This is a genomic window from Pseudomonas sp. B14-6 (assembly GCF_013260315.1).
Classification (GTDB): Bacteria; Pseudomonadota; Gammaproteobacteria; order Pseudomonadales; family Pseudomonadaceae; genus Aquipseudomonas; species Aquipseudomonas mandelii.
In genome coordinates this window covers 1,091,916-1,105,633 of sequence record NZ_CP053929.1, presented here as the reverse complement: position 1 = coordinate 1,105,633, position 13,718 = coordinate 1,091,916, and the positions used below count along the sequence as shown (strand labels likewise).

Sequence of the window (13,718 nt, the reverse complement as noted above, 5' to 3'; positions counted from 1 at the left end):
CCTTTCGCCCTCAATCACTAGCAGGAGTTTTCGACATGCACGCACTCATCGTTGTTGCTCATCACGATCCCCAGTCCCTCACCCATAGCCTCGCTGCGCAAGTCGCCGAAGGCTTATCCCTGGCCGATCCCGGCAACTCCTTCGAAATCGCGGATCTCTCGGCGCAAGCATTCGATCCGAGGTTCACCGCGGCTGATCTCGCTGTCCATCACAGGGAGGCTCCGCCCCCCGCCGATGTTGCTGCCGAGCAGGCGCGGATCGATCGCGCCGACGCCCTTGTGCTGGTCTATCCCGTCTACTGGTGGTCGATGCCAGCGCTTCTCAAGGGATGGATCGATCGCGTGTTCGCCAATGGCTGGGCGTTCGATTTCAGTTCGGATGCCAAGCTGGTGAAGAAGCTTCGCCACCTGCGGGTTCATCTTGTCGGTGTCGGCGGCGCCGACGGGGGAACCTATGAGCGGCACGGCTATGCCGACGCCATGAAGACGCAGATTGACCATGGGATCTTCGATTATTGCGGCGTATGCGTCGTGACGTCCGAACTCCTGCTCGAATCGGAAACGCAGGATTCGACTGCTCATATGGACACTGCACGAGCTCTCGGTCGCGAACTTTTCACTGTATCGAAGCGATGCAGTAATAACGCGACAGATTTATTGCCCATGGCTTGAATGCCCGCTCTGGCGGTTTTCTGCCTGTCGTCACCGGCTGAAAACGACTCATTGCAGCCACTCGTGACGCGTTCCATTGGAAGATGCCAGGCCAGTCCATAGATGTTGGCGCAAAACCAGCCGAAACACTGGGGTGACTGTCCGGGCCATTATCCAAGACTGCTTGGATCCGTGAGTCAGAGGGGTTAGCGCATTTTTGGGTGCCTAGGGCAGCGAGCAGCAGGACGGAATCACTCAAGCAATTCCGCTATGGCGGCGTTTCATGCACTAACCCCCGCTATCCTGACTACCTGTAAGCTGTTTGCTTGCTTGTATAGTTCGCGGGTCAGGAATAGATTCAACCGTTCAAGGATGCCATCTAACCATCCGCCAAAGGGAAATTGCCGTGATTTATCCAAAATCGCTCGGTTACAACCTCACCCCTTGATCTCAACGACGTCTATGTTTGCTGTTGGCTGATAGTCAGTCACTAAGGCGTTGCTAAGTTACGTGTCAATCCAGTGAGGATTATCGAATGCGAGTGATGATTCTGGATGATGACCCTTGGATATCCGATCTTTTAAAACAGCTCGTGTTGAGCATCCGTCCGGTTGCTCAGGTCGATTGCTTTATCGATGTCGCTAGTGCTTTAGACGCTTGGCAGCCAAGCACCTATCAGTTGGTGATGGCCGACTGGAATCTACCGGATGCCCCGGGCGTCAACCTGTTGCAGAAAATTCGCGAAAAAGATCAAAGAACGCCGCTGATCATGATCACTGGGCGTGCTGATCGAGACAGTGTGCTGGCGGTAAAATCGCTGAGGATCAGTGCCTTTTTCACCAAGCCATTCCAGGTTTCGCGCGTCGTACAATGCCTGGATACGCTTCTTCCGCTTGATGAGCCCCCCGAGCGACCACTGTCAACGATGAAGACCTGATTAGCTATCTCAATGGTTTGTCTGCGGCAGAGTTGGACTTGCCTTTACTTGCTTCGGTAAAAGACAAGCTTCAGCTCGGCTATGGCGGGGCGGTGATGGATTTACGAGAACTCGCCAATGATTGGCAGTATGACCCGGCGCTATGTGCGCACTTGATCGCCGCCGCCAACGGTGCCGCGTATCTAGGGCTAGGGCAGCCATGCACGAATTTGAACGGTGCCCTGACGCGGCTGGGAGGGCTTACCAGCGTGAATCTGGCGATCAGCCAAGCCCTGCGACAGACCAATACTCAACCTGACGGCATGGTGATGACTTTCATCCAGGCTCATCTGGATGATGCCGAGCGTTTAGCTGAAAGGGTTGTGCTCCTAGCTCAACAATGTGGTCTGGATCCCGCTCCGCTGCAAAGTGCCGCCCTGTTGCACCGCATGGGCGAACTCTGTGTGCTGTACCAAATTCAGATATGGGAGAACCAGGGCAATAGCGTGACCGAAGAAACGCTTACCCACGCTACCCGTGATTTTTCAGCGCCTTTTGCCATTCGCTTGAAAGCGCGCTGGGGGCTGCCTATGGTTCTACGCGAATTGATAGGCGCAATTTATGCGTTGCCCCACATGCAAGTTCGCCGCGAACAAGTGGTGATGCGCCTTGCTGCCGCCATTAACAACGGCGAACCGGAAACAGACATAGACAGGCTTCAACGATTAGCCGGCCTGACCTGAGCGTATTCGTGACTTACAGGTTGGATATCTCGCGGCCCTCAACAGGGTTTGAACGTTAATCTTGAAGGCTGAAGGCCCTCTGCGATAGGACAATGCGGGTGAAAAAGCATAAGTTTTTTGCATGGAACTGGGGAGTAGCTATCACTCTGGCTGTGGGGTTAGGGGCGAGCATTCTGGGTGGCTGGATCCTTGAACGCATCAACGAACAGCAGGCTCGAGAAGCGATTACAGCAGCGACAGATGACGCCGCAGAGTTGGTTTTAATGCGTCTCAATCTTTACCAATACGGTTTGCGAGGCGCTCGTGCAGCGGTGCTGACAGCAGGCGAATATGACGTTAGCCGTGAAGTGTTTCGCCAATATCACAGAACCCGTGACCTCGCTTTCGAGTTTCCCGGCGCCAGTGCCTTTGGTTTTATCAGGCGTGTACCAGAGCGCGATGAAAACGAGTTTCTCAAGCACGCTCAAGCTGACGGCGCTGCTGACTTCTCCATCCATCAATTCTCAGCGCACTCAGGCGAGCGCTACGTTATTCAGTATGTCGAACCGGCTGAAGGTAACCGGGCTGCCATTGGCTTGGACATAGCGTCAGAAACATCGCGGCGAGAGGCGGCACAATCCTCGATACAAAGCGGTGCGGCACGGATCACTGGGCCCATCACGTTAGTACAGGCCATGGGAAAACCGCAGCAGTCTTTCCTGATATTGATGCCCATCTTTCGCGGTGGAGTCACTCCGGTGACCGCTGCTGAACGAGAGGCAGCTGCTTTTGGATGGAGCTATGTTGTGTTGCAGACCGAGGAGGTACTTAAAGGCCTGCGCATAGAAAATGAGACGGTACATTTGCGATTAAGGGATATCACCGTCCCAGGACAAGAGAAGCTGTTTTATGAAAGCACCGATGACTCGGCTCGCCTAGAAACGCTGATGACCCATCAGCTGGAGCGCGAGGTATACGGAAGGCGGTGGCAAATCGAACTCGACGCAAATTCGCTGTTCATCCAGCGCCTGCATCAGGTTTCACCAAAAGTTGTGCTGTTTTTCGGTGGTTTTCTCACACTGCTTCTGGCGACCTTGGCGAGTGTCGTGAGTGTCAGCCGTCAACGTCGGTGGCAGATATTTATCGAGCAGGCAAGGCTGGCTTCCATCGTTGAAAGCTCGGGCGATGGCATTATTGGAAAAAACCTCGATGGCGTCGTCACCAACTGGAACAAAGGCGCCGAGCACCTTTTCGGTTATACCGCCGAGGAGGCCGTGGGCCAGACACTGGCCAATTTGATTGTTCCTCTGGAGCTTGTCACAGAGGAAGCTCGTATCCTTTCGCGCATCAGGGCGGGTGAGCGTATCGGCAGCTTTGATACGCAACGCCATCACAAAGACAGGCGACTGATCGATGTCTCCGTCAGCATCTCACCCATTTATGGCGAGGGTGGTCGCGTCATTGGGGCGTCCAAGACGTTAAGGGATATCTCGGCGAAAAAAGTGGCAGAGGCCCGAATTCTTGAACTCAACTCCAGCCTGGAAGAGCAGGTTGCGCAACGAACATCCGAGTTGCGGCATCTCAATCTGTTGTTGGACACGGTGCTACGCTCGGCTACTGAGGTTTCGATCATTGCGACGGATCTCGATGGTGTTATCCGTGTGTTCAACAAAGGCGCCGAGCATTTGTTGGGTTATGACGCCGATGAGTTAGTGGGCAAAGACACCCCGGCGCTCTTCCATGTCCCAGAGGAAGTCGCTGCACGTGGCGTTGAGCTGAGCGAGGAGTACGCTCAGACTATCGACGGTTTCCGTGTGCTTACCCATAAACCTGAGCTTGAAGGCGCAGAAACCCGAGAGTGGACTTACACACGCAAGGATGGCTCGCGGTTTCCTGTGACGCTAGTGGTCACCTCCATGCGCGATGCCGATGGGGTATTGAGCGGTTATCTGGGTATTGCGGTAGACATCACCGAACGTAAAGCGGCAGAAAAGGAACTGGCTGCGAGCCTGAAGACAACACTGGAACAACGCAGCGAATTGATGGCGGTGCACGATCAACTGCTGATGGCTGCTGAAGTAGCTGAATTGGGCGTCTGGTCTTGGACGTTGGCGGACAATAACTTGCAGTGGAATGACCGTATGTTCGAGTTCTACGGGCAGCCACTAACGTTGCGCAATAACGGTCTGAGCTATATGCACTGGTACTCGCGTGTTCACCCCGAGGATGTCGTGGCAGCGGCGGCAAAGCTGAATGCCGCCGTCGAGGGGACTGATGTGTATGACACAATTTTCCGTGTCGTTCGCCCGGACGGCCAGATCCGCTTCATACATGCCGGCGCACAGATAGAACGCAGTCCAGACGGTACAGCGTTGCGCGTGACCGGCATCAATCGGGACATCACTGTTCAACGCGAGCTAGAGTCACATCTGCTTTACGCCAAGGAACAGGCCGATGCAGGGAGTGCGGCCAAGTCAGCCTTCCTAGCAAACATGAGTCATGAAATACGCACACCGATGAACGCCGTGTTGGGTATGTTGCAGTTGGTGCAGAACACTGACCTGAATGGTCGCCAACTCGATTATGTGACCAAAGCGCAGACCGCTGCGAAATCACTACTTGGTTTACTCAATGACATTCTCGATTATTCCAAGATTGAGGCGGGCAAGCTGCAACTCGATGTGCACCCGTTCGAGCTTGAACCGCTCATGCGTGACCTCGCCGTTGTGCTGGCAGGTAACCAGGGCGATAAGGAGGTTGAGGTCATGTTCGACCTGGACTCCAATTTACCCAACGACCTGATCGGCGATAGCCTGCGACTGCAACAGGTACTGATCAACCTAGCGGGTAATGCCCTCAAGTTCACCCTAGAAGGCCAGGTCGTGGTCAGCGTTGAGCAACTGATGCGAACGGAAAATGCTGTGAGCTTGCGCATAGCCGTTTCTGATACCGGCATTGGTATAAACCCGGAACATCTTCAGCACATTTTTGAAGGCTTCACTCAGGCCGAGGCTTCAACTTCCAGGCGCTTTGGTGGTACAGGTCTGGGCCTGGTGATCTGCAAGCGGTTGGTCACCTTGATGGGTGGTGAACTTCAGGTGGAGAGCGAGCAAGGTGTCGGGAGTCGTTTCTGGTTCGATATCACTTTGGATGTAGCGCCGACGTCACTGCTGAAATCCGCTTGTACTGGAGTCGATGTGTCCTTACGGGTTCTGGTCGTCGACGACAACGCCATGGCGGGTGAATTGCTGTTGCGCACCGTGCATGGATTGGGATGGAAGGCTGACCACGTGAGTGGTGGCACGCAAGCGGTGGAATGGGTGAAGAAAGCCCAGGCGCTAGGTGAAGCCTACGACGTGGTGCTGATGGACTGGCGGATGTCCGATATGGATGGGCTGAGCGCTGCGCAATTGATTCATCAGCAGGGTAACGGTGTGCCACCTCCGATGATCATTATGATCACTGCTTACGGCCGCGAAGTATTGGCCGACGCGCACCAGACGGGAGACGCCCCCTTCGTGGGTTTTCTCACCAAACCTGTCACTCCCAAGCAGCTAACCGACGCTGTTCAGCGAGCACTCAAGGGCAAAAACTTGCTGCAGTCCCCCGTAACTCGGTCAACGTTTGACAGGCCACAGCGTCTGGCCGGGCTGCGACTATTAGTGGTGGAAGACAATATGCTCAATCGCCAGGTCGCCGATGAGTTACTGACAAGGGAAGGCGCTCAGGTAACGTTGGCCGAAGGCGGGTTGGAAGGTGTGAGCAAGGTGATGAATGAGCGTGTGACCTTCGACGTCGTATTAATGGATATCCAGATGCCAGATATTGATGGCTTGGAGGCGACCCGTCGCATTCGATCGAATCCGCGCTTTGCTACGTTGCCAATTGTGGCTATGACCGCTAATGCCTCCAATACCGACCGTGAAGCCTGTCTTGCTGCCGGGATGAATGATCATGTCGGCAAACCTATAGACCTGGAACAACTCGTCGTAACACTGCTCTTACAAGCTGGCTCTGAGGATAGCCAAGCATCTTTAGCTTTGGGACAAGCCAATACTGGAGATGGCGTTATAGAGTCTCGTACATCAACTATTGACCGCTTTGGTGGTGACCTCGATTTGATCCGCAAGGTGCTACGTACCTTTGGCCTAGAGATGGAAAAACAGCTTGTCCAGTTGCGCGATCAAATCCAGCGGCAAGATGCATCGGGGGCCGCGTTTGTACTCCATACCATTAAAGGTAGCAGCGGTACTATGGGCGCCAAGGCGTTGTCGCTGTTGGCAGGCGACCTGGAGCACAAACTGAAATCTGCCGATTCAGAGTTTGTAGCGAGTCTCTTGGCCGACCCAACATGGTTTGACGGCTTGATCAGGTTATTGCAACAAAGCCTTGAGCAAATGAATGTCGATTTTGGCCAGAGCCTGCGTGTAAAAAGCAGTGCTGACGAGGACTCCATGGCGCCGGCGCTATGGAGAGAGTCCCTAGAGGAGGTTTTGCTGTTGTTGGAAGCGGGTAACCTTCAAGCCATAGAACTGGCAGACGCATTGGCGTCAAAAACGCCGCAAGCCCTCCGCCCACAGTTCGACGAACTTGTTGCCAAGGTGCAGTCGCTAGACTTTTCCGCTGCGATGCCGATTGGTCGTGACCTGTTGAGATCGGCCTGATGGAACAATCGATGGAAACGTGGTTACCACATTCCTTTAACCGTCCAAAACTCCTTATTGTCGACGACCAACCGACTAATATCCGGGTACTTCATGAGCTATTTCGTGAGGACTGTGATGTATTCATGGCCACCAGCGGTGAGCAGGCAATCAGCGTATGCCAGGCCCAACTGCCCGATTTGATTCTGCTGGACGTGATCATGGAGGGTATGGACGGGCATGAAGTATGCCGTCGACTCAAGGTTGACCCTATGACCCAAGGCATCCCCATCATCTTCATTACCGCACAGCAGCAGGAGTCAGATGAGGTGCTAGGTCTGGAACTTGGCGCGGTGGACTTCATCACCAAACCCATCAATACCACCATTGTCAGAGCACGTGTGCGAACACATCTAACCCTGAAACTACAGAGCGATCTGCTGCGTTCCATGGCGTTGATAGATGGTCTTACCGGGGTGGCCAATCGACGCAAATTTAATGAGGACATATTGGCGGATTGGCGTCAGTGCTTTCGAGAGCAAAAGCCGCTATCGCTCATTTTGGTGGATGTCGACTATTTCAAACGCTACAACGACCGGTACGGACACCAGGCTGGAGATGACTGTTTGAAATCCGTTGCCCAAACGTTATCTGAAACGGTTAGACGGCCCTATGACCTGGTCGCTCGGTATGGTGGCGAAGAGTTCGCCTGCGTTCTGCCCAATACTTTTCTTTCTGGTGCGGTCGAGATTGCAGAAAGAATGCAAGAACGTGTTCGGACATTGGGCATCGAACATTCTGCTTCTGATGTCGATCGTGTGCTGACAATCTCTCTAGGTGTCGCAACATTGACGCCCACTGGCGAACTAGGATTCGAGGCTTTGATAGAAGCTGCGGACAAGCAACTCTACGAAGCGAAGAACGCGGGCAGGGCGCGGGTATGTTCATCTGCAATGTCGTCCAGTTAAGAGTTACTCCTGTTTATGACTGCATGTTTGGGTGGAGCTTACTTCCGGCAACAAGGCGGTCAACGGAGCGCCTAATTAACGCGAAAATCAATGGATAATCTCCATTACCTTGCTTTACGTAGCTGGCGATCAGGACAAATCTATCTGTCCAGTTTGCTGCTTGGCTGCTTGGCTGCTTGGCCGGCCCTTCGCCACCGGCTGCTTCTGGCCGAGGCTGTGTAAAAACGTTTTTCAGCGCGGCAGGTACTCAAAACTGGATTGAAAATCGCGCTTCAACAGCGTCTCACAGTCGTTTGTGTTCAAATCAAATTCGATCATTTTGACTCCACTCTCGGTGGGCGTTGAGATGTTCCATGTCACGAATCCAAACCCTCAAAAATCAGTGCCAATCATGCACATAGCTTCCTTCCGAAAAACGTTCGGAGAGTGCATTGGCTGCTTCAAATCTCGTTCGCCAAACTTCCGGAATGTGCCGGTCTAGAACGATCACGAAATGGTGGCCATCGCGGCTTTCGTGAGGCGTTTCCGGTACAGAATCTCTCAACTCCTCAATCGTCATAAACTGAGCTTCCCCATGAGGTTGTTCGAGATCTTGCCTATCGATTTCATCGAGAGTTCTCAGGTGAGGTTTTGCGCGGTCATCGCCGGGTCGCAATTCCTCCAGATCCCACAAAGCCGCCCGCCTTGCACGCTCACGCTGCCACAGGCTTTTCAAATCGACTGCCATCAGTGTTTCCTTAATTCACCACATTCTGCGCTAACGCTTCTCTGCACGTGTGGGCTCAAGGCGACCACCATCTTCCAGGACTACCCAGGCGTTTCAACAGCAAGCGCAATCATACGTTGTTGGACGCTTAGATCTGGATGTGTTCGTCGCGCACTCTTCAAGCAAAGCGAGTATGGGGCGTTGTGATTTCTGGCTGGGCACTGTCAAAAAATATATTTTTTCAGATGGCCCCTTGAAAAATTTTTTCAGCAACGGATCTTTATATTTGAGACCAACAAAAAAGCAGCGATCTCGGCACCCCACTTTCCGCCGATCCTGCTGAGGAAACGGTGTTGGTTTTTGCTTTTTTGCAGTGCTTCTGCTTCTGGCCTTTTCTTGCGATTTATCCCGCTGGCGCTGATGTGTGACTGCCCTTATGGGCATAGCAAAATCGCCACTGCGCGGCGTAAGCCGCTGCTTTCCCGTTTGATTTCAAACAACGAGTCATTTTTTTTAAAAATACCCGTGTCGGACAACTTTCACGCGCGCGGAGTCCCGTATGAATTGGAGAGAGCAGATGGAAGATGAGCTGGAGATTAAGGTTTGGCGCACAGCGCAGCAGGCATGTGACGCGGGAGCGTTTGTGAGGCTGGTTGAAGAGGCTGTCAGTAGTTTCAAGAGAGATCCTGGGGTCGATCCTGCCTTGCGGCTGCACGCGTCAGGGATTGGCGTTGAGGGCATCAGGGTGCTGCGTGATGTTCTGAAACGTCGTGATATCTATGCAGGCCCAACGGCAGGCTACGTCGAGATCAGGTCACGCCTGAGAGTACACCTGAGACACCAGCTGCAATGGCATCTCATGGAGTCGGGACAGGCCACTGACGAAATGACGGATGACTATTTAGGGCGAGTTCTGGGGCTGTAGAAGGCCCCGCGTTGTAGCGCTCTGCACCCCCATTTGTCTAAATTTTACGGCCGAGATTGACCGCAAGCAGTCTTCGACGTTAACTGTATGTATATACAGTTTCGGCGTAAAGGCATTTCTAATGAGCGTCACATTCTTAGGGCCGTTGGCAGAAGGGGGAGTTCAGCTCCCTTTTTACTCGTTCAAAGTACCAGCCGGTTTTCCATCCCCTGCGGCTGATCACCTTGAACAACACATCTCCATCGACGAAATCCTGGAGATCCGAGCGCCGCATATCTACCTGGTGCGCATCGAAGGCCACAGCATGGAAGGCGCTGGGATCTTCGATGGCGATATGGCTGTGGTTGATCGCTCGATCACCGCTGAACACGGCCACATCGTGATTGCGGCTGTGAATTGCGAACCGGTGTGCAAGCGCCTGCGCAAGCGAGGCTCTGACATCATCCTAATGTCCGAGAATGCAGGTTATCCGCCGCGCTACATTCTCGAAGGCGATGAGCTGATCATCTGGGGAGTGGTGACGTTCAGTGTGCGCGCTCATGATCCAAAAGCCTGAGCCCGTCTTCGCTCTCATCGATTGCAACAGCTTCTATGCGAGCTGTGAACGAGTCTTCTGTCCCGACCTGGCGAAGACACCCATTGTGGTGCTCTCGAACAACGACGGTTGTGTGATCGCCCGCAGCGCGGACAGCAAGCCGTTCATAAAGATGGGCGAGCCGTACTTCCAGATCAAACACAAACTCAAGCAGCACGGCATCGTCGCGTTCTCATCGAACTACGCGCTCTACGGCGATCTGAGCCAACGCGTGATGACTGTCATCGAGTCCCTGGTGCCAGTCGTTGAGGTCTACAGCATCGATGAAGCCTTCGCAGACTTGGCGGGTGTACCGGGAGATCTAGAAGCGCTCGGGCGACGGATACGTGCGCAGGTTTATCGCAGCACAGGCATCCCTGTCGGCGTAGGTATCGCTGCGACTAAAACCCTCAGCAAGCTCGCCAACCATGCAGCAAAAAAATGGCAGGCGCAGAGTGGCGGTGTCGTTGATCTACGTGACCAGGTTAAGCGCGACTGGGTGCTTAAAAAATGCTCGGTCTCAGACGTCTGGGGTGTAGGTCGGAAGATGACTCTTCACTTGGAAGGCATGGGCATCAAGTCCGCTTGGGATCTCTCCAAAACCGATCCCTGGACGCTGCGCAAAAAATTCAGCGTAGTGATCGAGAAGACGGCACGGGAGCTCGCGGGTACGCCATGCCTTGAGCTCGATGAACCTGACCCAACGAAGCAAGAGATTTGCTGCAGCCGGATGTTCGGCAAACGGCTTACTGAGATTACTCCGATCAAAGAGGCCGTGGCGACATACATGATGCGGGCCACGGAGAAGCTCCGGGCTCAGCAATCGCTGTGCAAGAAAATCAGGGTGAGCATTCGCACCGGCATGTTCAATCCGGAGGAAGCAAAATACGCCAATGGAGTCTTGGTCGAATTGCCGTACCCAACGGACGACGTTCGTTTGATGACAAAGGCTGCGGTAGACGCGGTAGATCGAGTCTTCCGACCGGGGTTCAAATACAGTAAGGCTGAGGTACTTCTGCTCAACCTTTGCCAAAAAGGGGAGTACACCGATGACCTGTTTTCAATTTCCCAGCCGGTCGCCACTGAAAAGGTCATGACCGTGCTGGACTCCATCAATAATCGATGGGGTAGGGGAACACTGCGCTCGGCGAGTGTGCCAATCAATCCTGATTGGGGGATGCGACGGGAGATGATGAGCCAAAGCTTCACCACACGTGTGGATCAGCTTTGGACTGTGTACTGCAAATGAGCGGGTCTAAAGCCAGTGAACGAATTTTTTTTTGAGTTGCTTTCAATGTCGAACTTGGCAATGGGGTCGACGTAGGAGGTACCCCGTTCGAGGAGGCGCTGTTCATAGGGGGGCAATGACGTCAAGGCCTCAGCACGTTTTTATGACCGTCACACAAGGCTACGCGTCGCTCGCTAGATGCTATTTTAGCCTTCGGAAAAAAGCCTCCGATTATTGCGGCTCGGCTTTTACTGAACTGCTCGTGGAGTCACCAGACCGGGGCTCAGTTTACAGGCTATACAATTCCGACAAACGACAGAATCACCAGGACAATCACAACTGCTCCAACGATGTAGATAATATTGTTCATAACAACCTCTCTATCTCAACAGGGCGTAAGACACCAAGGTGCCTAATTCAAATGACACCCTGGTACGCATTTCCGTTCCGTAAAACGTTGCGACCTTGCATCATTCTCTTGTCGCCACTGGACGTTTTGGCTGCTGGTAATACTGCAATGGATGCTACTTACTGATCAAAGTGAACGCGCTTGCTTCATGTAAGTCCAAGTTTTGGTGTACCGTTAGGAAACTAATCACATAGAGATTTCTAATGTCTAAACTCGCAGAATTTCGTCAGCTCGAAAAACACCTAGCAGAGCAGCTCGAAGCTCTCGAAGTCCTGAAAGGCGATGCTGGCCTGAAGAAAGAAATCGAATTTGAAACTAAGCTGCGCGCTCTGCTTGCCGAGTACGGCTACAGCCTGCTGAACGTGATCAACTTACTTGACCCTAAGGCTGGTCGTCGCGCCCCAGCTGCCGAGTCAAAATCCGGCAGCCGTAAACCACGCCAGGTGAAGATCTACAAAAATCCCCACACTGGCGAAGTCGTCGAAACCAAAGGCGGCAATCATAAGACCTTGAAAGAATGGAAGGCTGAGCACGGTTCCGCGACCGTTGAGTCTTGGCTGACCAAGTGAGCTTGGTTTTAGTACGAAAGGGCCCGCGAGGGCCCTTTTTTGCTCTGGGCCCTGTGGCTAGGAGTGCAGTAAGACGACTCGCCGTAAGCGTCTGGCCAAGTCACCTCCCGAACTCCAGCATTAAGGGCGATGGTGTCCGCATATTTTTAAGCGGACGCGATAGTCCTTAACGTCAGGATTTCCATGCGCCAACGAAGCTCTTATCCAAAACTCTTCAAGGCCCAGGTTGTTCAGGAATGCCTGCAACCGGGGGCGACGCTACCGGGCTTGCCTCCGTTCGACTACGCAAGGTGCGTTAGCCGGACACTTACAGACAAACCACGAAAGCGCACTTTCGTATAACCAAACTGGCGCTTGATCACGCGAAACGGATGCTCAACCTTGGCCCGCATTTGCGCTTTAGGGGACGGCGGCGCAGTAATGCGCTGCTGTTACCCGACAAGAACCAACGTAAGCCCTACTCCCTTAGCTCGCGCCTTACCAGTACACCGCTCGCCTGGGTTTAGCTGCGGTCTGGTTGATCATTTCATGTTAAACATGGGGTGATGTGAGCATTCTGGTGTTCATAACCATTCTAAGGAAGCCCGTCAGCCCTGTTGCTGCCCAGCAAAAGCCCTGTCGATCAGGGCTTTTGCTTTACCTGCGAATTAACCCACGGCCTATCAGGGAGCCCATGCGATGATCGATCTAAGCACTTGGAACCTAACCATCCCGGTTGGCACGCCTGCCCGAGTCATCGAGACGCCGCGCATGGTGGACGGTTACTCGGATTCGTATTTCCGCTCCGGCAATACGCTGTTTTTCTGGGCGCCGGTGACGGGCGGGACTACGTCCAAATCCGAGTTTCCACGCAGCGAACTTCGCGAGACGTACAAGGACGGTGAACTGCGCAATTGGACATACCCCGAGGCCGATCACCGGATGACGGCCAGCCTGTCAGTCAACCAGGTGCCGTCGGAAGGGAGGGTGGTGATCGGGCAGATTCATATCTACCAGGGCAAGGGCCCGCTGCTGAAGGTCGAGTATGTCTATGACAAGGCCAAGCAGACCGGCAGCGTGATTGCCAACTATCGACTCAAGCCGGGCAGCGCGGACACCAAGGTGGTGATTGCCGAGGATATCGAGTTGAACAAGCGGTTCACCTACGAGGTTCGCTTGAGCTCGGCGGGCTACCTGCATGTGATTTCGCAAGGTTACCGGTGGGGCAAGCAGCTCAGCAAAAGCTGGCAGAGCAAACAGCTGTATTTCAAGGCCGGGGCCTACACCCTGGACAACACCGGCTACAAGACCGAAGGCGCGCAGGTGACGTTCAACAAGCTGGAGGTCAAGCACAGCAAGGGTTGACTTTGCGTGCTCGACCACGCCCCTGGATAAGCGGTAACTCTAAGTCACGATGAGCGGCAACTCG

At 53.8% G+C, this 13,718-nt stretch carries 11 protein-coding genes; 10 read left to right on the top strand and 1 reads right to left on the bottom strand.

From position 1 onward, the window contains the following. The first annotated feature begins 35 nt into the window (after positions 1-35). The 5 genes from HP062_RS05045 to HP062_RS05025 all read left to right on the top strand — a co-directional run bounded on the left by HP062_RS05045 (position 36) and on the right by HP062_RS05025 (position 7,899). Complete coding sequence (locus tag HP062_RS05045) at positions 36-671, top strand: NAD(P)H-dependent oxidoreductase (RefSeq protein WP_172790978.1); 636 nt, start codon at positions 36-38, stop codon at positions 669-671. Between the two features lie 514 nt (positions 672-1,185). After that, complete coding sequence (locus HP062_RS05040; protein WP_172790977.1) at positions 1,186-1,587, top strand: response regulator; 402 nt, start codon at positions 1,186-1,188, stop codon at positions 1,585-1,587. Positions 1,588-1,625: 38 nt separating this feature from the next. Further along, entirely contained in the window at positions 1,626-2,309 is a 684-nt protein-coding gene (locus tag HP062_RS05035; protein WP_172790976.1) for an HDOD domain-containing protein, read from the top strand. 92 nt (positions 2,310-2,401) lie between these two features. Next, entirely contained in the window at positions 2,402-6,952 is a 4,551-nt protein-coding gene (locus HP062_RS05030; RefSeq protein ID WP_172790975.1) for a CHASE domain-containing protein, read from the top strand. An 11-nt stretch (positions 6,953-6,963) separates the two neighbouring features. Then, entirely contained in the window at positions 6,964-7,899 is a 936-nt protein-coding gene (locus HP062_RS05025) for a diguanylate cyclase (protein ID WP_256666097.1), read from the top strand. A gap of 379 nt (positions 7,900-8,278) precedes the next feature. On the opposite strand, the gene HP062_RS05020 is transcribed toward HP062_RS05025, so the two are convergent. Then, positions 8,279-8,626: a hypothetical protein gene (locus HP062_RS05020; RefSeq protein ID WP_256666096.1), complete on the bottom strand. Its 348-nt coding sequence runs from the start codon at positions 8,624-8,626 to the stop codon at positions 8,279-8,281. A 556-nt stretch (positions 8,627-9,182) separates the two neighbouring features. Between HP062_RS05020 and HP062_RS05015 the strand changes: the two genes are divergently transcribed. The 5 genes from HP062_RS05015 to HP062_RS04995 all read left to right on the top strand — a co-directional run bounded on the left by HP062_RS05015 (position 9,183) and on the right by HP062_RS04995 (position 13,654). Continuing rightward, positions 9,183-9,530: a hypothetical protein gene (locus HP062_RS05015; protein ID WP_256666095.1), complete on the top strand. Its 348-nt coding sequence runs from the start codon at positions 9,183-9,185 to the stop codon at positions 9,528-9,530. 121 nt (positions 9,531-9,651) lie between these two features. Beyond that, positions 9,652-10,086, top strand: coding sequence for a LexA family transcriptional regulator (locus HP062_RS05010; protein WP_172790972.1), 435 nt, complete (start codon positions 9,652-9,654; stop codon positions 10,084-10,086). Next, positions 10,073-11,353 carry a translesion error-prone DNA polymerase V subunit UmuC gene (umuC, locus tag HP062_RS05005; RefSeq protein ID WP_306163363.1) on the top strand — a complete coding sequence of 427 codons (1,281 nt, stop codon included), beginning with the start codon at positions 10,073-10,075 and terminating at the stop codon, positions 11,351-11,353. The genes HP062_RS05010 and umuC overlap by 14 nt, the downstream gene beginning before the upstream one ends. Before the next feature lie 591 nt (positions 11,354-11,944). Then, entirely contained in the window at positions 11,945-12,310 is a 366-nt protein-coding gene (locus HP062_RS05000; protein ID WP_172790970.1) for a histone-like nucleoid-structuring protein, MvaT/MvaU family, read from the top strand. Positions 12,311-12,988: 678 nt separating this feature from the next. Then, positions 12,989-13,654 carry a polysaccharide lyase family 7 protein gene (locus tag HP062_RS04995; protein WP_172790969.1) on the top strand — a complete coding sequence of 222 codons (666 nt, stop codon included), beginning with the start codon at positions 12,989-12,991 and terminating at the stop codon, positions 13,652-13,654. Positions 13,655-13,718 lie beyond the last annotated feature (64 nt).